General features: G+C 63.5%; 18 protein-coding genes. 6 read left to right on the top strand and 12 right to left on the bottom strand.

Going from position 1 to position 18,929, the window contains the following annotated elements; translation table 11 throughout:
• Nucleotides 1-182 precede the first annotated feature (182 nt).
• Together P3T23_RS29340 and P3T23_RS29345 are read left to right on the top strand one after the other, a co-directional pair.
• Complete coding sequence (locus P3T23_RS29340) at nt 183-929, top strand: ABC transporter ATP-binding protein (RefSeq protein ID WP_429319590.1); 747 nt, start codon at nt 183-185, stop codon at nt 927-929.
• Nucleotides 926-1,741, top strand: a complete 816-nt coding sequence (locus P3T23_RS29345) for an ABC transporter permease (protein WP_429319591.1) — start codon at nt 926-928, stop codon at nt 1,739-1,741. Before P3T23_RS29340 ends, P3T23_RS29345 begins: the two co-directional genes overlap by 4 nt.
• A 39-nt stretch (nt 1,742-1,780) precedes the next feature.
• Here the strand turns inward: P3T23_RS29345 and P3T23_RS29350 are convergent, their stop codons facing one another.
• Together P3T23_RS29350 and P3T23_RS29355 are read right to left on the bottom strand one after the other, a co-directional pair.
• Nucleotides 1,781-2,329 carry a DUF6013 family protein gene (locus P3T23_RS29350; protein WP_429319592.1) on the bottom strand — a complete coding sequence of 183 codons (549 nt, stop codon included), beginning with the start codon at nt 2,327-2,329 and terminating at the stop codon, nt 1,781-1,783.
• A gap of 263 nt (nt 2,330-2,592) precedes the next feature.
• Entirely contained in the window at nt 2,593-3,609 is a 1,017-nt protein-coding gene (locus P3T23_RS29355) for a zinc-binding alcohol dehydrogenase family protein (protein ID WP_429319593.1), read from the bottom strand.
• A gap of 175 nt (nt 3,610-3,784) precedes the next feature.
• Between P3T23_RS29355 and P3T23_RS29360 the strand changes: the two genes are divergently transcribed.
• Nucleotides 3,785-4,729: a LysR family transcriptional regulator gene (locus tag P3T23_RS29360; RefSeq protein ID WP_429319594.1), complete on the top strand. Its 945-nt coding sequence runs from the start codon at nt 3,785-3,787 to the stop codon at nt 4,727-4,729.
• A 106-nt stretch (nt 4,730-4,835) separates the two neighbouring features.
• On the opposite strand, the gene ligD is transcribed toward P3T23_RS29360, so the two are convergent.
• Nucleotides 4,836-7,637, bottom strand: coding sequence for a DNA ligase D (gene ligD / locus P3T23_RS29365; RefSeq protein WP_429319595.1), 2,802 nt, complete (start codon nt 7,635-7,637; stop codon nt 4,836-4,838).
• Between the two features lie 19 nt (nt 7,638-7,656).
• Nucleotides 7,657-8,907, bottom strand: coding sequence for a cytochrome P450 (locus P3T23_RS29370; RefSeq protein WP_429319596.1), 1,251 nt, complete (start codon nt 8,905-8,907; stop codon nt 7,657-7,659).
• 178 nt (nt 8,908-9,085) lie between these two features.
• On the opposite strand from P3T23_RS29370, the gene serB reads away from it, so the two are divergent.
• The 3 genes from serB to P3T23_RS29385 all read left to right on the top strand — a co-directional run bounded on the left by serB (nt 9,086) and on the right by P3T23_RS29385 (nt 11,312).
• A complete protein-coding gene (gene serB / locus P3T23_RS29375; protein ID WP_429319597.1) occupies nt 9,086-9,925 on the top strand; it encodes a phosphoserine phosphatase SerB in 840 nt (279 codons plus the stop codon).
• A 166-nt stretch (nt 9,926-10,091) separates the two neighbouring features.
• The gene (locus tag P3T23_RS29380; protein ID WP_429319598.1) at nt 10,092-10,883 is read left to right on the top strand and encodes a hypothetical protein; all 792 of its coding nucleotides are present in this window, start codon (nt 10,092-10,094) and stop codon (nt 10,881-10,883) included.
• A 12-nt stretch (nt 10,884-10,895) separates the two neighbouring features.
• Nucleotides 10,896-11,312 (top strand): DUF4279 domain-containing protein, encoded by a 417-nt coding sequence (locus tag P3T23_RS29385; protein WP_429319599.1) that lies wholly within the window; start codon nt 10,896-10,898, stop codon nt 11,310-11,312.
• A gap of 93 nt (nt 11,313-11,405) precedes the next feature.
• Here the strand turns inward: P3T23_RS29385 and P3T23_RS29390 are convergent, their stop codons facing one another.
• From P3T23_RS29390 to P3T23_RS29425, 8 genes are all read right to left on the bottom strand, one after another.
• Entirely contained in the window at nt 11,406-12,590 is a 1,185-nt protein-coding gene (locus P3T23_RS29390) for a cystathionine beta-lyase (protein ID WP_429319600.1), read from the bottom strand.
• 46 nt (nt 12,591-12,636) lie between these two features.
• Nucleotides 12,637-13,293 (bottom strand): hypothetical protein, encoded by a 657-nt coding sequence (locus P3T23_RS29395; protein ID WP_429319601.1) that lies wholly within the window; start codon nt 13,291-13,293, stop codon nt 12,637-12,639.
• Between the two features lie 41 nt (nt 13,294-13,334).
• Nucleotides 13,335-14,519 carry a beta-ketothiolase BktB gene (gene bktB, locus P3T23_RS29400; protein ID WP_429319602.1) on the bottom strand — a complete coding sequence of 395 codons (1,185 nt, stop codon included), beginning with the start codon at nt 14,517-14,519 and terminating at the stop codon, nt 13,335-13,337.
• Nucleotides 14,520-14,615: 96 nt separating this feature from the next.
• Entirely contained in the window at nt 14,616-15,566 is a 951-nt protein-coding gene (locus P3T23_RS29405) for a sugar kinase (protein WP_429319603.1), read from the bottom strand.
• Nucleotides 15,567-15,569: 3 nt separating this feature from the next.
• Nucleotides 15,570-16,961 carry a 30S ribosomal protein S12 methylthiotransferase RimO gene (gene rimO, locus P3T23_RS29410; RefSeq protein WP_429319604.1) on the bottom strand — a complete coding sequence of 464 codons (1,392 nt, stop codon included), beginning with the start codon at nt 16,959-16,961 and terminating at the stop codon, nt 15,570-15,572.
• Between the two features lie 226 nt (nt 16,962-17,187).
• The gene (phaR, locus tag P3T23_RS29415; protein WP_429319605.1) at nt 17,188-17,763 is read right to left on the bottom strand and encodes a polyhydroxyalkanoate synthesis repressor PhaR; all 576 of its coding nucleotides are present in this window, start codon (nt 17,761-17,763) and stop codon (nt 17,188-17,190) included.
• Nucleotides 17,764-17,896: 133 nt separating this feature from the next.
• Nucleotides 17,897-18,637 (bottom strand): 3-ketoacyl-ACP reductase, encoded by a 741-nt coding sequence (locus P3T23_RS29420; RefSeq protein ID WP_429319606.1) that lies wholly within the window; start codon nt 18,635-18,637, stop codon nt 17,897-17,899.
• 190 nt (nt 18,638-18,827) lie between these two features.
• Nucleotides 18,828-18,929: hypothetical protein (locus tag P3T23_RS29425; protein ID WP_429319609.1), on the bottom strand; the 102-nt coding region annotated here is incomplete at its 5' end.

An 18,929-nucleotide genomic window follows, 5' to 3' on the forward strand; every position in this document is an offset into this window, starting at 1 on the left:
CCAGTGCAATTCTCTTTATTGTGCCGTAGCACATGCCATGCCCGGCCAAGGCCGTCTATTATGACGCACTGCCACATGTGCCTGATTCGCACTTGGCCTGCGTTCATCTGCGCTTACCCGTTTTCACTGGCATTCACCGGCCTGGACCTTCGACTCACCTTCGACTCGCCTTGACCCCAACCATGACGGCCATTCCCATCGTCGATGCACAGGACATCTCCCGTCGCGATGCACTGCGCGGGCAGGCCCTGCTTCAGCCAACCCGCTTCGTCCTGTCTGCCGGCGACCGTGTCGCGATCACCGGTCCGTCCGGGTCCGGCAAGAGTGTTTTTCTGCGCACGCTCGCGCTGCTCGACCCGCTCGACGGAGGACGCATCCTGTGGCACGGCAAGCCCGTCGCCCGCGCAACCATTCCGCGCTACCGGCGCAACGTCGCGTATATCCGCCAGCGCCCTGCGATCCTCGACGGCACGGTCGAGGACAATCTGCGCTACCCGTTCACGCTGCGTGCCTACCGCGATGTATCGTTCGATCGCGCCCGGGCCGCGTCGTTTGCGGCGCAGGCCGGCCGCGGCAGCGATTTTCTCGAGAAACACGCAAGCGAACTGTCCGGCGGCGAAGCACAGATCACGGCGTTGATCCGGGTGCTGCAACTGTCGCCGGAAGTCCTGCTGCTTGATGAGCCGACGGCATCGCTCGATCCGGAATCGACGCTCGCCATCGAAGGACTGGTGAACGCGTGGTTCAGCGCAGGCGAGGATCAGCGTGCTTCGATGTGGGTGTCGCACGATCTGGCGCAGGCTGAACGCATGAGCAGGCGGCATCTCACGATGCGTGCCGGGGTACTCAGCGAGCGCACTGCGGCGTCCGCCATGGCTGCCCCCGAAGCCCCGGATAACGACAACGGTTCACAGGAGCGCGCGCGATGAACCAGGGACTCCAGAACCTGAGTCTGTGGGACGTCGGTATCGCGGCGCTGCTGATCGTCGTGAATGGCGCGCTGTCGGTGCTGCTCAAGCTCGATCTCGAACGCAAGCTCGCATGGGCTGCGGCGCGCACCGTCGTCCAGTTGCTCGCGATCGGCTACGTGCTCGGCTGGGTCTTCGCGTACGACCGCTGGTTCGTCGTGCTGCCGCTGATGGTGTTGATGACCCTGATCGCCGGTTTCGCGGGCGCTCAGCGCGGCTCGCGCACGTATGCCGGACAACGTGCGGACAGCATCCTGTCGATCTGGGTGAGTTCGTGGCTCGTCGCGGCGGTGGGGCTCTTCGTCGTGATCCGCATTCATCCGTGGTACGAGCCGCAATACGCGATTCCGATTCTCGGGATGATCCTCGGCAACACGCTGACCGGCGTATCGCTCGGTATCGAGCGGATGACCGAAGAGCTGACCGCGCGGCGCGACCGCGTCGACATGGCGCTTGCACTCGGCGCGACGCGCTGGGAAGCGGCGCAGGGTCCGGCGCGACAGGCCGTGCGCGCGGGTATGATTCCGACGCTGAACCAGATGGCCGTCGTCGGCGTCGTGAGTCTGCCCGGCATGATGACCGGCCAGGTGCTGGCCGGACAGTCGCCGCTACAGGCGGTGCGCTATCAGATCGTGATCATGTTTCTGATTGCAGCGTCCTCGGCCTTGGGGACCGTCGGCGCGGTGCTGCTCACGTACCGACGGCTCTTTTCCGCGGAGCACCGCTTTCTCGCATCGCGGCTGGTGGAGCGGCAAACGAAGGCGAGCCGCTGAGGGCCTCGCCCGTCAGCGGACCCGACTATGCGCCACGAATCACCGGCGCGCCGTGACCGCCACCTGCGTGCCGTCGCTCAATGTGAGCGTTTTCGTGGACCCATTGGTCGGCAACGTGAAGCGGACGATCTGACTGAGCGAGACATCGTTCGGACACTTGAGGCTCTGGCCATTGGCGGTGACGGTCTTCGTGCCATGCGGCGTCTGCGCCTGGAAATTCATCTGAACCGTCGCCGTACCTTTTGCGTCGACCACCGGAGCGAGGCGTACCTGCATCTGGCGAATCATCGCGCCGTTCGCATCGACGGGCAGCGACGAATAGTTCGGGCATTGGTCGGTGCCGGGCACCGGGCCGCCTGGCGGCACCGTCTTCCACGTGTAATCGTCGGACTCGCCGGAGCGGATCTGGCGCGTCTCCTGCGCATTGCCGAACTGCTTCGACGTGATCTTGACGGTGTACTTGATCGGGCCGTCGGTGGCGGCCTGCGACGTTACCGTGATGGGCGTGGCGGCCTGCGACAGCGTCGCAAACCCGCATACGACAGAAGCAGCAACAGAAACGGCGAAGCATTTAAAGCTGGGGCTCATAACGTCACCTCGTTGTTGTGCCGCTGCGCACCCAGGACGCGGGCCGCGCAGCCGTTTTTGCGCGATGCCCTGTCAGTCTAACGCCAAGCGGCATCATGCGGGCCTCGCTCGGATCGGGTGTTAACCCGCTTGCAACAACAGCGTTTCTGTCGCCGTGATTTTTCTCTCCGGCCGCGTCGCAAGCGACCGGGCGTGTCATCGACGGGCCCGGTCACGCGGCTTCTGCGCTCACACTTGAGCCGCCATTTCCGCTACCGGCGTGCTCAGAAACCCGTCAACACGAGCTTGCCGATCGCCCTTCCTTCCTCGAGCAGACGATGCGCGCGCCGCACGTTCTCCGCGTTGATTCGCCCGAGTTCCAGCCCTACCGTCGTGCGCAGCGTGCCCGCGTCGACGAGGCGCGCGACCTCGGTCAAGAGCTTGTGCTGTTCGATCATGTCCGGCGTGCCGAACATCGAGCGTGTGAACATGAATTCCCAATGAAACGCGGCGCTCTTCGCCTTCAGCAATTCGACTGGAACCGGCCGTTCGTTTTCGACGATCGTGCAGATGCCGCCTTGCGGTTTGATGACAGCGGCCGCCGCCGGGAAATGCCTGTCCGTATCGTTGAACATCAGCACGTAATCGACCTGTTCGATACCGAGCGCCTTCAGCTGTGCCGGGATGTCCTTGAAGTGATCGACGATGTGGTCCGCACCCAGTTCGGTCGCCCACTTCGCCGATTCGGGCCGCGACGCCGTCGCGATCACCTTCAGCTTCCCAAGCTGTCTGGCGAGCTGGATGCCGATCGAGCCCACCCCGCCGGCGCCGCCGATGATCAGCACCGAACGCCCTTCATCGGCGCCCTGCGGCGACACGCCGAGCCGCGCAAAGAGCGCTTCCCACGCAGTGATGGCGGTGAGCGGCAACGCGGCGGCGTGCGTGAAATCGAGCGATGCCGGCTTGCGGCCGACGATCCGTTCATCGACGAGGTGATACTCGCTGTTCGCACCCGGTCGCGTGATGCTGCCTGCATAGAACACCGGATCGCCAACCTTGAACAACGTCACCTCGGGACCGACCGCGGCCACTGTGCCGGCCGCGTCCCAGCCGAGCACACGCGGGGTTTTTTCGGTCTGCTCCTTCGGCGAACGCACCTTGTAGTCGACCGGATTCACCGAAATCGCTTCCACCTTGACGAGCAGATCGTGGCCGGTCGCTTCCGGCTTGTCGATCTCGACGTCGAGCAGCGCTTCGGGGTTCTCGATGGGCAAATAGCGATAAAGGCCTACGGCTTTCATGAACGACTCCTGATTCGTTGAAGCAAGTGTTGAGGCAAATCGAAAACGTGACGAACGGCATGGCGCTCCGCTCACAGGAAGCGTTGTATCCGGTGGGACTGATGCCATCGTAGGTCGTTCTGTCTTCTTATGAAAGAGTCATAATGACTGAAACATCTTTCTGATTTTCCGAAGAATGACCATTTCGTCTACCGGTGCCGGCCGTGACCGGCTCGATCTGCTCGATGTCGCGCTGTTCGTGCGTGCCGCCCAGCTTGCCAATGTGTCAGCGGCCGGGCGTGAGTTCGGGTTGTCGGCGGCAGTGGCGAGCGCGCGTATCGCCAGTCTTGAGCGCCTGCTTGGCGCGCGTCTCCTGCATCGGACTACCCGTCGCATCAGCCTCACCCAGGACGGTGAAGTGTTCATGACGCGCGCCGTCGCGCTGCTCGAAGCCGCCGATGCCGCACGCGGCGCGGTCGGCCGTGCGCAGGCTACCCCGCAAGGACGGCTGCGGGTTTCGATGCCGTCTTCGTTCGGGCGGCAACACGTGTCGCCGGTGATCGCCGAATTCCTGCGGCGCTATCCTGGTGTCGCTGTCGATCTGCGTCTGTCGGATCATCTGGTCGACCTCGTCGACGCCGGGATCGACGTCGCGATCCGCGTGGGAGCCCTGAAGGATTCGTCGCTGGTCGCGCGACGGCTCGCGGTGAACCGGCGCGTGATCTGCTGTTCGCCAGCGTATCTCGCCGCGCGCGGCGCGCCGCAGCATCCCATGGATCTCGTCGATCACGAATGCATCATCCTGTCCGAGCAACGCGACTGGGGATTTGTCACGCCGGCGGGGCCTGTCAGCGTGCGGGTCGACGGCCGGCTCGTGACCGACAATGGCGAGGTGATCCGCGACGCGCTGCTCGCAGGCTTCGGCATCGCGTTGAAGTCGACGTGGGACGTCGCGCCCTACCTTCGTAGCGGGCAGCTGGTCACCGTGCTCGACAGCTACGCGCTCGCGGAGACCGTCGCGATCTGGGCGGTCTATCCGAGCCGCGCGTTTGTGCCGCCGAAAACCGTCGCGTTCATCGATTTTCTCGCCGCACACTTTGGTGATCCGCCGTATTGGGATCGGGAGCCGGGCTCCGCGTAAACCTGCTCCAGCCTGGATCAAGCGCACACGATCGTATCAACGCGGAGCCGGCGCGTTAGTGTTTGTGACGCCTCCCTTCCGGACGAGTATGAGCAGACAAAGACATTCATTCCGGCTCCGCCTCCTCCAGCCGCTGTTTCATTGCAGCGGTGATGCGCTGTCGCGTCTTCGCATAAGCGACCCACGGGTCCTGCTTCAACCCGTCGAGCCGCTCATGCAGGTTCGCGACATTCCATTGATCGCCCGACGTCGTGGCAGGCACCTCGTCCCACGTCAGCGGCACGGACACGCCAAGCCCGGGCCGCGCGCGCGCCGACCAGGCAACGACCGTGCTCGACCCGCGGTTGTTGCGCAGATAGTCGATGAAGATTTTCTTCCTGCGGTTTTGCGCCCCCATCTTCGCTGCGAAGTGCTTCGGTAGCGTCTTCGCCATATGCTGCGCGACCGCTTGAGAGAACGCCTTCACTTCGTCCCAGCCGGCCTGCTTCGCCAGTGGCACGACGACATGCAGGCCCTTGCCGCCGCTCGTCTTGCAGAACGACACGAGTCCCAGTTCTTCGAGCAGCGTACGGGTCAGTTGGGCGGCGTCGATCATGCTGTTCCAGCCGAGGGATGGATCGGGGTCGAGGTCGAACACCATGCGATCGGGCTTCTCGATGCTCGAAGCGAGCGCATTCCAGGTGTGCAGTTCGATGGTGCCCATCTGCGCGGCGCCGATGAGGGCCTTCACGCTGTCGATCGTAATCAGCGGTGGATGGCCCGGGTCCAGATCGGGATGTTGCGTGACATTCGGAATGGACAGCTTCTGGCTATGCTTCTGAAAAAACAGCTCGCCGCCGATGTCCTCCGGCGCTCGCACGAGCGATACGGGCCGGTTCTTTAGATGCGGCAGCAGCCAGTCGGCAACCGACTCGTAATAGCGCACGAGATCGATTTTGCGCGTGCCGGTGCTTTTGTCGATGACGCGGTCTGGATGCGACACGCGTACGCCGGAGACGATCGCATTGCCCGCTGTCGACGCGCCGGATTGAACGGCTGCGTCCTTGCCGCGAGAGGTCGCCGGCTTTGCGGACTTTGCCGTACGTGCCTCGTCGCCTGACGCGCCTGAATCACCGGCTGTCCGCTTGGTTGCGCGCTTCTTCGGAGCCGTTGGGTCCTGCATGGTGTCGCTGACGGTCTGCTGCACGTCGTCTCCTTTACGTGGCTCTTCCTGCACAATCTGCCGCGCCGGCTTGTCGCGGCGCAGCCCGACGAACGACGCCTGCCGCACGATCCGCTCGTCAGTCCACTCGGCGAAGTCACATTCGGCTACCAGTTCCGGCTTTACCCAATGCACGGGTGTACGGCTGCGTTCGAGCGGTGCACTGGCAAACGGCATGCGCGAGGTTTCGCGCGCGTCGAGTTCCTTCTTCAGCGAACCCAGAAGCGCGGCGCCGAAGCCGGTGCCGACGCGGCCCGCATACTGCAGCTTGCCATTGTCGTCATACACGCCAAGCAGCAGCGCACCGAAGCCTGCACGGCTGCCGGCCGGTTCGGTATAGCCGCCGATCACGAACTCCTGGCGACGCCGGCATTTGAGCTTGACCCATGCCGCCGTACGGCCTGATGTATAGACGCTCTCGCGACGCTTGCCGATGATGCCTTCAAGGCCCATTTCGCAGGCGCTCTTCAACAACTCGGCGGGGGCGAACGGAAAGTCATCAGAGAAGCGCAGGGTGTCGCTCTCGACGGGTTCAAGTAGTGCGCGCAGAAGCGCGCGACGTTGCACGAGCGGCACGCCGCGCAGGTCATAGCCGTTCAGAAACGGGATGTCGAACAGGTAGATCACGATGTCCTGAGGACGATCGGCATCGAAAGCGTTTTGCAGCGCCTGGAAGCTCGGCACGCCGTTGTTCGCCAGCACCACAGCTTCGCCGTCAAGCCAGGCGAAACCGATGTCGAGATCGTCGAACGCATCGATCTGCTTGCCGAATCTCGCGGTCCAGTCGTTGCCGGCGCGCGTGAAAAGCTGCACCTGGCGTTTCTTCGCATGACGGTCGATGCGCACCAGCACACGATAACCGTCGAACTTGATTTCGCAGGACCAGTCGGCGCCTCTCGGCGCGCTGTCGACGAGCGTCGCGAGTTGCGGCTTGAAGGTTGCGGGAAGGGGTGCCTTGACCGCACCCTCGATTGCCGGCGAAACAGCCAGTTCGCGCAGGGATTGAGCACTGCGTGTGGCGACGATGTCGGTTTTTTTCGAATCGGCTGCGCTCGCGCGCTTTCTCGCCACAGGCGCCTTCTTCACTGCCGCCTTGTTCGCTCGCGTCGCATGTGCGCCGCCATCGAGCACGCTACCCGGAAGTCTGGCCAGCACGTCGAACTCGCTTTCGCTACGCGCCGCCTGATCGCGTTCCTTGATGAGAAGCCACTGCTCCTTGTCACCGGTTCCTTGCATATGGCTGCGCACGAGCATCCAGTTGCCGTGCAGCTTCTCGCCGTGCAAGGTGAATTTCAGTTTGCCGGCCTTGTACGTTTCGCGCGCGTGCGCTTCTCCGCCGATGGGCTCCCACGTCCCGCGATCCCAGACGATCACGCTGCCCGCGCCGTAGTTGCCCTCCGGTATCTCGCCCTCGAACGATCCATACTCGACCGGATGGTCTTCGACATGCACGGCCAGCCGCTTCACCGAAGGATCGAGACTCGGCCCTTTCGGCACAGCCCACGACAACAGCGTGCCATCGAGTTCCAGACGGAAGTCGTAATGCAGACGGCGCGCGTGGTGTTCCTGGATGACATACGAGAGCGCAGGCGCGATCTCTGGCGACCGCGCATCGGCGCGCGCACGCTTTTTCGCACCGACGCCGGATGGCTCCGGCGTCTCGTTGAAGCGCCGCTTGCGGTGGTAGCGTTCGAGTCTGTCGGTCATCGTCCGGCTCGCCTGCACGCTATCGTCCTGCCTGTCCGACGTCGCAGGGCACCTCTGCGAAACCGCGGAAACGTACTCGACCGCCTCGCGTCGGTTCGCCGCTCAACCGGTAGGCCGGAAAGCGCTGCACAAACCGGCCGATGGCGACGCGTGCCTCGAGTCGCGCGAGCGACAGGCCCGCGCACTGATGGATCCCGAATCCGAACGCGAGATGCCGGTTCGGCTCGCGCCGGATGTCGAAGCGATCAGGGTCCGCGAACTGTTCCGGGTCGCGATTCGCCGCGCCGATGCACAGCGTGACCGGCGTGTCCTTTGCCACCGGGACGCCGCCGATCTCCGTATCGACGGTCGTGATGCGATTGCCGAGCTGGTTCGAGCTTTCGAAGCGCAGGCACTCTTCGACCGCGCCGCCGATCAGTTCCGGTTCGCGCTGCAACGCTTCGCGCTGGTCGGGCCACAGGCTCAGCGTGACGAGTCCATTGCCGATCAGGTTGGTGGTGGTTTCGTGACCTGCGTTCAGGATGAAAATGCAGTTCTGCAGCAGCTCGGCCTCGGACAGACGCCCGCCTTCAGCTTCGCCCTCCCCTTCGATGAGCCGCGTGAGCACATCATGGAGCGGATCGCCGGGCGCGCGCCTGCGCCGCGCAACGAGATCCTTCAGGTAGTGCACGAACTCCGTCACGGCGCGATTGCCGCGCTCGAGTTGTTGCGCGTTCAACGCAGGTTCGAGCGCGCCGAGAATCGCCAGTGACCATTCGCGCAGCGGCCCGCGCTCCTCATGCGGCCCGGCCAGCAGGTTGCCGATGATCTCGACCGGAATCGCCGACGCGAACCCGTCAATCAGATCGATACGCCCACGCGCCGCAGCCTCATCGAGCAGGCCGTCGACGAGGCGGATCAGGTCGGGCTCCATCGCCGCAATGGCACGCGCGGTCAACGCCCCGGCGATCAGCTTGCGCACGCGCGTGTGCAGGGGCGGATCGTTGAAGACGAGGCTCGTCGTGTGATGCTCGTACAGTGGCGATTCCCCATACTTCGGACGGAATTCGACCGTCTTGTCGGAACTGAACGTTGTCGGATCGCGATACACCGCTTGAACGTCGCGGTAGCGGGTGAGGAACAGCGAGCCGTTCGGCATCCGTTTGACAGGAGCATGTGCGCGCAGCGCGTGATACGTCGGATAGGGATCCGCATAAAACGCGGCGTCGAGGTGCTGCAGGTCGAAATCGCGTGCGAGTGCTTGATCGTCGATGGCGGCGGTCGGGGTCATCCGGTGTCTCCCTTTCTGTGCCACGTCTCCGGCCGGGCGCGCAGCACCGTTTGTGACGTCAGTATGAGGCACCTCGGCGCATTCGTGCACGGGCGCACGGATGCACGGATGCACAACGGCAAACCGTTACAATAGCGGGATTTTCCGCGCGCGCCGCGCGCTCTTCCCTGCGTCGTCCATGAACCTGGTCATCCAAAGCCCCGCGCCGCTCCCCGAAGCCCATGTCAAACCGCTCGTCGCGATCGCACGCGGTAGACGTGCCACCCCTGTCGACCAATACGCCCTGCGTATCGAAGGGGCGGACGCCGCCCAGCGCGGCGACATCGACGTCTACTGCGGCACGCATGAACTCGACTACGCGTTCATCGAACCGGGCCGGCGCTTCGCCGACTTCGGCCTCGTCGCGATGGACATGGATTCGACGCTGATCACCATCGAATGTATCGATGAGATCGCCGATTTTTGCGGGCTCAAGGCGGAAGTCGCGGCGATCACCGAAGCGTCGATGCGCGGCGAGATCAAGGATTTCAACGAGAGCCTGACGCGCCGGGTCGCGCTGCTGAAGGGCCTCGATGCAGCGGCTCTCGAACAGGTCTATGAAGAGCGGCTGCGGCTGTCGCCAGGCGCTGAGCGCATGCTTGCCGGAGCCAGAGCGGCCGGCCTCAGGACGTTGCTCGTGTCGGGCGGCTTCACGTTCTTCACCGAAAAGCTGAAGGCGCGTCTCGGTCTCGATTTCACGCGTGCAAATACGCTGGAGATTATCGACGGCAAGCTAACGGGCAACGTCGTCGGCGAAATCGTGAACGCGGACGTCAAGGCACGCACGCTGCGGGAAACCTGCGCGCAACTCGGCATCGAACCGGCCCGCGCGATCGCGATGGGCGACGGCTCGAACGATCTCAAGATGATGGCCGAAGCGGGGTTGTCGGTCGCCTTCCGCGCGAAGCCGGTGGTGCGCGAAGCCGCGAGCGTCGCGTTCAACCATGTCGGGCTCGACGGGTTGCTGCGGCTCTTCTGACGCACATACGGCCCGGCCACGATGATGTGATGGGCGCGTCGCCGTTAAAAAAAGCCGCCCCTGAACTCTGTCAGGAGCGGCTTTTTCGTTGGCGATCGATATCCCAAAAACATAGCCTCCCGACGATCTGCTAGGTTTACGCCGTCACAAGCGACAGGACCTCGCAATGGGCGGCACTGAACTGAAAACAGATTCGTTGCAACGGTGGATGATGTACAGCAAGGACGCCTACGGGAGCGGGCGCATCTTTCTTACTACCGAGCAAAAACAGGCTGTTAAAGAGGGCAAGAAGTTCGCGCAACGCGCATACGCCGAGGTATGGGCTCGGGATGCCGCGCTCGTCCAGCGCGTCCGCTCGTTCCTTGGGAAGAACTTCCATTGGCATGAGCGGCTGGCAAAGAATGGCGCGGACCTTGAGGTCATACAGACCTTGCAGTCCATGATTCGCGGCGAGAGTGTTGTCCTCACTGCCGAACAATCGCGGACAGGCGGCGCGTCGGGCGATCCGGCGCCTAAACCCAAAGCGTTTCCCAGCTTCCGCGAGCAGTTAATGACTGGCTCGGGCATGTCATACGAAGCGGCGACGGCCTACATGGAACGCTATAACGACATGGTGGACCGGGTTAATGCGGTTGCGGCCCGCTATGCGAACGGGGCCGCTTCGTCACTGGCCGACGCCGCGGGCGATTTAGCGGAAACCGCTACGCCGCTCGGCGATGCGCAGCCGTTCGGGTACACGCCGGACGCGGTAAGGGGGGACGTTGAAGAACTGGCCGCCAGCACGAACAACCCGAACTATGCTGCAAAAATGCTCGGGTACGAACGCAAGACGTTCGGCGACATGATCCATGCAATGAAGTTCGACAACCAGTTGAGGGGAGACGATAACGTTATCTGGCATGACAACGGCGACGTCTACTTCAATGGTATGAAAATTGACAACATGCACAACTATTGAAACGGGGCCGATATGAATTTGCATCCACTTGCACACGCGTCGTTTTCAATTGCGGGCGATCACGTATCACCTGAATTCTGGACTAGATATTTCGGCGTCGTCCCCGATGTTGCGCATACCAAAGGCGACCCAATCGTCGACCGTAACGGTCAACCGCGAGGTATAGAAAGGCGGACGGGAGTATGGGGTGTTCGTAGTAAATCCGCCGTCCAGAGCGATCGACTAGAGCCGCACCTCCGATATCTGATCGAGCGCCTGGCTCTGCCTCGCGCAGACCTGCCCGAACTACTTAGGCGCGGGAACGCCCGGATGCGCTTCTTCTGTTACTGGGACAACGAGACCGGAGACCGCGTGCCCGATGTACCGGACGACATTCGGCAGATGATGGAATCCCTTGGGGGCGTCGTCGAGATTGACGAGTATCGGTAGCCCGCTGTTCACAAAAGCCTATCAACGAAAAGCCGCCCCTGAACTCCGTCAGGAGCGGCTTTTCTATCGCCGTGTGCCGGTCAACGCAGTCGGTTACGCCAGGGCCGCGAGGCTGTGCTCGATATCCGCGCGCAAATCGGACTCTTCTTCGAGGCCGATATAGAACCGTACCAGCGTGCCGCGATGCGGCCATTGCGCGGTCGTTCGCATCGAAGCGACGTCATACGGCATCGCAAGGCTGTGCGCACCGCCCCAGCTCCATCCCAGCGAAAACAGCTCCAGCGACTCGCAGAACGTATCGAGCTGCGCCGCACTGTACTTCGCGTCGAACACGACGGAAAAGAGTCCGCCCGCGCCGGTGAAGTCGCGCAGATAGAACTCATGACCCGGACAGTCGGGCAACGCGGGATGCAGCACCGCTGCGATCTCCGGACGCGTCTTGAGCCACTTCGCGATATTGAGCGCGCTGCGATCGTGCTGCTCGAAACGGATCTTCATGCTCGGCAGGCTGCGCAGGATCAGCGAACAGTCGTCCGACGATACGCCGATTCCCATGCGCATCCGCGCCGCCTTCAGCTTCAGATGCAACTCGCGGTCGACGGTGATCGTCGCGCCCATCAGCACGTCGCCGCCGCCCGACTGGTATTTCGTCAATGCCTGCACCGATATGTCGACGCCCTGTTCGAACGGACGGAATGCGAGCCCCGCCGACCAGGTGTTGTCGATCGCCGTCACGACGTTGCGTGCGCGAGCCACCGTGGTGATCGCGCGTACGTCGGGCACTTCCATCGTCACGGAACCCGGCGCCTCGAGCCAGATGAGACGCGTGTTCGGCTGGATCAGGTCGGCGATACCCGCGCCGATCATCGGATCGTAAAAACGCGTCGTAATGCCGAAATCGCGCGCGAGCCAGTCGCCGTGATCGCGGTTCGGCGAATACACGTTGTCGGGAATCAGCACATCGTCGCCGGTTTTCACGAGGCCGAAATAGACGTTCGAAATCGACGACAGCCCCGACGGCTGCAACAGCGCGTGATTGCCGCCTTCGAGCGCCGCGAGACGCTGCGCGAGCACGAGCGAGGTTGGCGTCGCGTGCAAACCGTAGCGCCATTGCGCGTCGTTGCGCCAGTCGAGTGCGCGCATCGTCGCGAGATCCGGAAACACGACGGTCGAGGCGCGTGTAACCGGCACCGCGAACGATTCAAAGCCGGGCGTGAGATCGTCTTCCGCGCGCACGATGCGGGTCTGCAAGCCGCGGCTGGATTTAGCGTCAGTCATGTTGGATTCGTGAAAAGTGGGATGACTTCAGTGCACGGCCTGAGCGTCAGTCGCCCGTCGTCAGGTTGCTCACACCGCCGACCGGATGGCCGCCGCCCGTCGTCGGCGCGGGCGTGGCGGACGCCGCGGCGGCGGGTTTACCGGCCGCCGCGGCCGCGGCGGTGGCGGCCTGTCCTGGCCCGCTCGCGCTGCCTACGGCCGGGGCTGCCTGACCGGGTGCCAGCAGGTGCAGATCGAACGGTTGCGGATCGGAGTCGTCGACATTCGTCCGGTCGCCCGTGAGCGTGCCGTCGGCCGCAAACTTGCCGACCCAGTTGCCGGTGATATGCGTGCCGTCGTTGGACTCTTCGCCTTCCAGCGTGTCGCCATCGCGATCGCCCGCGACCAGGATCACCTGCCCCGTGTCCGTGAACTGGTATTCGCCGTGCACACCGGACGGGTCGTCGGTTTTCGGCCCGAGGCGCAGCACGATCTGGCGCGTCCCGAGCGTGCCTGTATAGCGCGGGAACTTCGCAAATTCCGCGCTCGGCTTCAAGGGCAACTGGATCGGCGCGGGCGCGGCCAGCTCTTTCACGGCATCACTTTCCGCCTGCGCCACCGCGGGCAGCAACGTGCCCGCGCCGGTCACCAGCGTGAGCGCGCATGCGCCGGCGATCATTGCGCGCCGCGACGTGACGCCCTTCATCGACTTCGATTGCTGCATCCTTTCCTTCCTTCGTCCAGCGTACCGCGCATGCCGCCGCGTCAGATCCGCTCAAAGATCGCCGCGATGCCCTGACCACCGCCGATGCACATCGTCACGAGCGCATAGCGCCCACCGATGCGCTGCAGTTCGTACAGCGCCTTCACGGTGATCAACGCGCCGGTCGCGCCGATCGGGTGGCCGAGCGAAATGCCGGAGCCGTTCGGATTGACCTTCGCGGAATCGAGCCCAAGTTCCTTGCTGACCGCGCAGGCCTGCGCGGCAAATGCTTCGTTCGCCTCGATCACGTCGAGGTCCGCGACCGTGAGGCCCGCGCGTTCGAGCACCTTGCGCGTAGCCGGCACCGGGCCGATGCCCATATAGGCCGGGTCGACGCCCGCATGCGCGTAAGCGACCAGCCTGGCGAGCGGCTTCGCGCCGCGCTTCTCGGCCACGCTGCGCTCCATCAGTACGACCGCGGCTGCGGCGTCGTTGATGCCCGACGCGTTGCCCGCCGTCACCGTGCCGTTTTCCTTCGCGAACACGGCCTTGAGCTTCGAGAAGTCTTCAAGCGAGGCGTTCAGTCGCACGTGTTCGTCCGTATCGAAGACCGTGTCGCCCTTCTTCGATGGGATTGTGATCGGAAGAATCTGTTCCTTGAAGTAGCCGCTCTCGATCGCTTTTGCCGCGCGGCGGTGCGATTCGAGCGCGAGCGCGTCCTGCGCTTCGCGCGAGATGTCGAATTTCTTCGCGACATTCTCGGCTGTCACGCCCATGTGGATCGACTGGAACGGGTCGTTCAGCGCGCCCAGCATCATGTCGATGAGGCGTGAATCGCCCATGCGCTGACCGAAGCGCGCGGCCGGCATCACGTACGGCGCGCGGCTCATGCTTTCCGAACCACCGCCGATCGCGATGTCCGCGTCCCCCAGCAGGATGCCCTGCGCGGCCGACACGATGGCCTGCAGCCCAGAGCCGCACAGCCGGTTCACGGTCAGCGCGGGCGCGTGCTGCGCGACGCCTCCGTTGAGCGCGGCGACACGGGCCAGATACATGTCCTTCGGTTCCGTGTGAACCACGTTGCCGAACACGACGTGACCGACTTCGTCGCCCGACACCTTTGCCCGCGTGAGCACTTCATGGACCACGCGTGCCCCCAGATCCGTCGGCGAAAAATCCTTCAGGCTGCCGCCGAAATCACCGATGGCCGTCCGTACGCCGCTCACCACTACGACTTCCCGTTGCATCGCTCGCTCCTCTCTGTCCTGAATCGTGATCTGGAATCTGCCCGGCGGCTCGCCGCCCGCCTTGTTTCCCGCTCTTCGCCGGACGGCGCGCTGCCGTCAGCTCGCCAGCACGCGCTCGACCGTTGCGCGGTCCGGAATCGGTGCGACCGCACCGAAGCCCTGTGTCGACAAACCCGCCGCCACATTCGCGTAACGCGCCGCATCAAAAGGATCGTCGCCCGCGACGATCCGCGCAATGAATGCGCCACCAAAGCAGTCTCCCGCGCCGGTCGCATCGACCGCGTTCACAGCGCGGCCCGGCACCACGCGCCGCTCATCCGGTGTCGCTACATAAGAACCCTCCTTGCCGAGCTTTAGCGCGACGACACGCGGCCCAAGCGCAAGCAGAAAATCGACGATTTCATCGCGGCCGGTGAGGCCCGTCAATTCGGTCACGTCGTCCCAGCTGGGCAGGCAGATGTCGGTTTGCCGGATCGCTTCGAGCATCACCGCACGTGCCCGTGCAAGCGGCCACAGCTTCAGACGGAGATTGGTGTCGAAGCTCACACGCACGCCATTCGCGCGCGCGTGTTCGATCGCGGCGAATGCAGCGTCGCATGCGCTCACGCTGATCGCAAAACTGATGCCCGACAGGTGGATCACCTTCGCGCCCGCGATGGCATCGAGCGGCAGATCGCGTGGCGCATAGCGGCTCGCGGCGGAACCCGCCCGCAGATAGTCGAACTGGTGGCCGCCCGGCCCGTGCGACACAAAATACACGCCGGTCGGCGCCTGCCCGTCGATACGCACCGCAGAAGTATCGACACCCTCGCGTTGCCACAGGTCGATCAGCAGCCGGCCAAAATGATCGTCACCGACGGCCGACACAAAGCCCGTACGCGCGCCCTGCCGCGACGCCGCGATGCAGAAATTCGACGTATCGCCGCCGAAGCCCTGCAGATAGTTCGGCTCACCTTTCGACGACTGGTTGAACTCGACCATCGCCTCGCCGAGCGCGAGAATCTCGGGAAATGCGTCGGGAAATGCGTCGGGAAATGCCTGGGCCATCGCTTAAACCTCGCCCCAGAGGTCGTGGCCGTCGGCGCCGGTGATCTTCACCGACACGAAATCGCCAACCTTGTAGCGCTTTGACGCCTTCGTCGACGGCGCGATATACACGACACCGTCGATCTCCGGCGCATCCGCCGCCGTGCGGCCGATGCCGCCATCGCTGTTGATCTCGTCGACGAGCACCTTCAGGGTCTTGCCGACCTTGCGCGCGATACGCTTCGCCGACACCTCCTCCGCCACTTCCATGAAGCGGGCGCGGCGTTCCTCGCGCACTTCGTCGGGCAATGCACCGTCGAGTTCGTTCGCGCTCGCGCCTTCGACCGGCGAGTAGGCAAAGCAGCCGACGCGATCCAGTTCCGCTTCGCGAATGAAGTCGAGCAGCGTTTGGAACTGCTCCTCCGTCTCGCCCGGGAAGCCGGCGATGAACGTGCTGCGGATCGTCAGGTCGGGACAGATTTCGCGCCACGCACGCACACGCTCGAGCACCTTCTCGGCGTTGGCCGGGCGCTTCATGCGCTTGAGCACTTCCGGGTGCGCGTGCTGGAACGGCACGTCGAGGTACGGCAGCACGTGGCCCTTGAACGGACCTTCGGCCATCATCGGAATCACTTCGTCGACACTCGGATACGGATACACGTAATGCAGCCGCACCCACGCGCCATACTGCGCGGCGAGTTCGCCAAGCGCCCCGACGAGGTCCGTCATACGCGTCTTGATCGGCTTGCCGTTCCAGAAACCAGTGCGATATTTGACGTCGACGCCGTATGCGCTCGTGTCCTGCGAAATGACGAGCAGCTCCTTGACGCCTGACTTGAAGAGGTTCTCCGCTTCGAGCATCACTTCCGCGACCGGGCGCGACACGAGATCGCCGCGCATCGACGGGATGATGCAGAACGTGCAGCGGTGATTGCAGCCTTCGGAAATTTTCAGATACGCGTAGTGACGCGGCGTGAGCTTCACGCCCGCGGCCGGCACGAGATCGACGAACGGATCGTGCGGCTTCGGCAGGTGGCTGTGCACGTGCTGCATCACTTCGCCGACTGCGTGCGGACCGGTGACGGCGAGCACTTTCGGATGCACTTCCTCGATGAGACCCGAACCGCTCGCGCTCTTCTTCGCGCCAAGGCAGCCGGTGACGATCACCTTGCCGTTTTCAGTGAGCGCTTCGCCGATCGCGTCGAGGCTTTCCTGGACGGCTTCGTCGATAAAACCACAGGTGTTGACGACGACGAGGTCCGCGCCCTCATACGTGCCGGAAATCTCGTAACCCTCGGCGCGCAGCTGCGTGATGATCTGCTCGGAATCGACGAGCGCTTTCGGACACCCGAGGGATACGAATCCGACCTTCGGGGCGGTGGCGTTGGGCGTGACGGAGGAGGAAGTCTGCGGCATAGGGATGGTTCGGCGGATGGCGGTAACGTAACCTCATATTGTACCGCGCCGCCGGCTTTGCCCGCCCGGAACGCGCGTGAAGCGCCTTACGCCCCGGCCAACCGGGTTCGACTGCAATCAGGCTGCAATACAGGCTGCAATCCATTGCAGTCCGGCTCACGCGTGGCTCTGCTGCGGCTCTGGCTCCGACTGACGCGTGAAGCCCGCTCGGGCCTCGCCCCAGCCGTTACTTCTTTTCCGGTTCCGGATTCGGCTGCTTGTTGAACGGGAAGGTGCTGAACATCGATTTCGCCTGGTTCTGCATCTGCTCCTGCATCTGCACGAACATGTTCTTCGACTGCTCGATGTAGCTCGTCATCATGCCCTGCATCATCGGCGCCTGCATGTTCATGAACTGGGACCAGACCTCCGGATTCATCGCGTTGCCTTCGTAGAGCGTCTTCGACTGGTCGGTGAGCTTGTTCTGGATGTCGATGAACGCCTGGATGTTCTTTTCCAGGTAGGTGCCCATCATGCCCTGCATCGCGTGCCCGTAGAAGCGGATGATCTGCGACAGCATCGACGACGAGAACATCGGCAGGCCGCCGCTTTCCTCTTCGAGAATGATCTGCAGCAGGATGGCGCGCGTCAGATCCTCGTTGCTCTTCGCATCGATGACCTTGAAGTCTTCCTGATCCAGCACGAGCTGCTTGACGTCCGTCAGCGTGATGTACGTGCTCGTCTCCGTGTCATACAGCCGGCGGTTCGGATATTTCTTGATCAGTCGTTCGGCCGTCGTCTTCTTTGTAGTAGTAGTCGTCATTTAACGCCTTTGAGCGCCATCGAGCGCAGAAACGGCGCCTGTCACACGCGCAATCGAACCCTTGCGCAATGCGGGACGCCGCCGGAACCATCTGACCCGCAGCACGCCCCGCCAGGACGGGGCGCGAGTGGGATCAGCCCATGTGCAGGCCGCCGTTGAGCGAAAAATCGGCACCTGTCGAAAAGCCCGATTCTTCCGAGGCAAGCCACGCCACGATCGAGCCGATTTCATCCGGACGGCCAAGACGGCGCACCGGAATCGTCGCCACGATCTTTTCGAGCACGTCGGGGCGGATCGACTTCACCATGTCCGTACCGATGTAGCCTGGCGAAACGGTGTTCACCGTCACGCCCTTGGTTGCCACTTCCTGGGCCAGCGCCATCGTGAAGCCGTGAATGCCGGCCTTCGCGGTCGAATAGTTGGTCTGCCCGAACTGGCCTTTCTGACCGTTCACCGACGAAATGTTGATGATGCGGCCAAAGCCACGCTCGACCATGCCGTCGATCACCTGCTTCGTCACGTTGAAGAGGCTCGTCAGATTGGTGTCGATGACCGCCGTCCAGTCTTCGTGGGTCATCTTGCGAAACACCACATCGCGGGTGATGCCGGCATTGTTGACCAGAATGTCGATCTCGCCGACTTCGGCCTTCACCTTGTCGAACGCCTGCTTGGTCGACTCCCAGTCGCCGACGTTGCCTTCCGACGCGACGAAATCGAAACCGAGGGCTTTTTGCTCGACCAGCCATTTTTCACGACGCGGGGAATTCGGGCCGCAGCCAGCGACGACCTTGTAGCCATCCTTGTGCAGACGCTGGCAGATACTCGTGCCGATGCCGCCCATCCCGCCCGTTACATACGCAATTCGCTGTGCCATAAACCACACTCCATTATCGTTGTGCGAGGTGCCGACCGGCAGCCTCCTTCCTCGCCTTCACCGTCTCCGTGCCTCTGCCGCCTTTTGCACTCTGCTGCAACAGAACCCGCCCGATTCGCCAGATTCAGCGAGAACGCCGGCCGGGCGCCGCCCTGAAACGGCGCCTGGCCACGGCGACCAGGTTATGCCGTCAAGCGCGCTCGACTGCGAGCGCGACGCCCATACCGCCGCCGATACACAGCGACGCCAGACCTTTCTTCGCGTCGCGCTTCTGCATTTCATGCAGCAGCGT

Source organism: Paraburkholderia sp. GAS448 (assembly GCF_050435685.1).
In the GTDB taxonomy this organism is placed as follows: domain Bacteria; phylum Pseudomonadota; class Gammaproteobacteria; order Burkholderiales; family Burkholderiaceae; genus Paraburkholderia.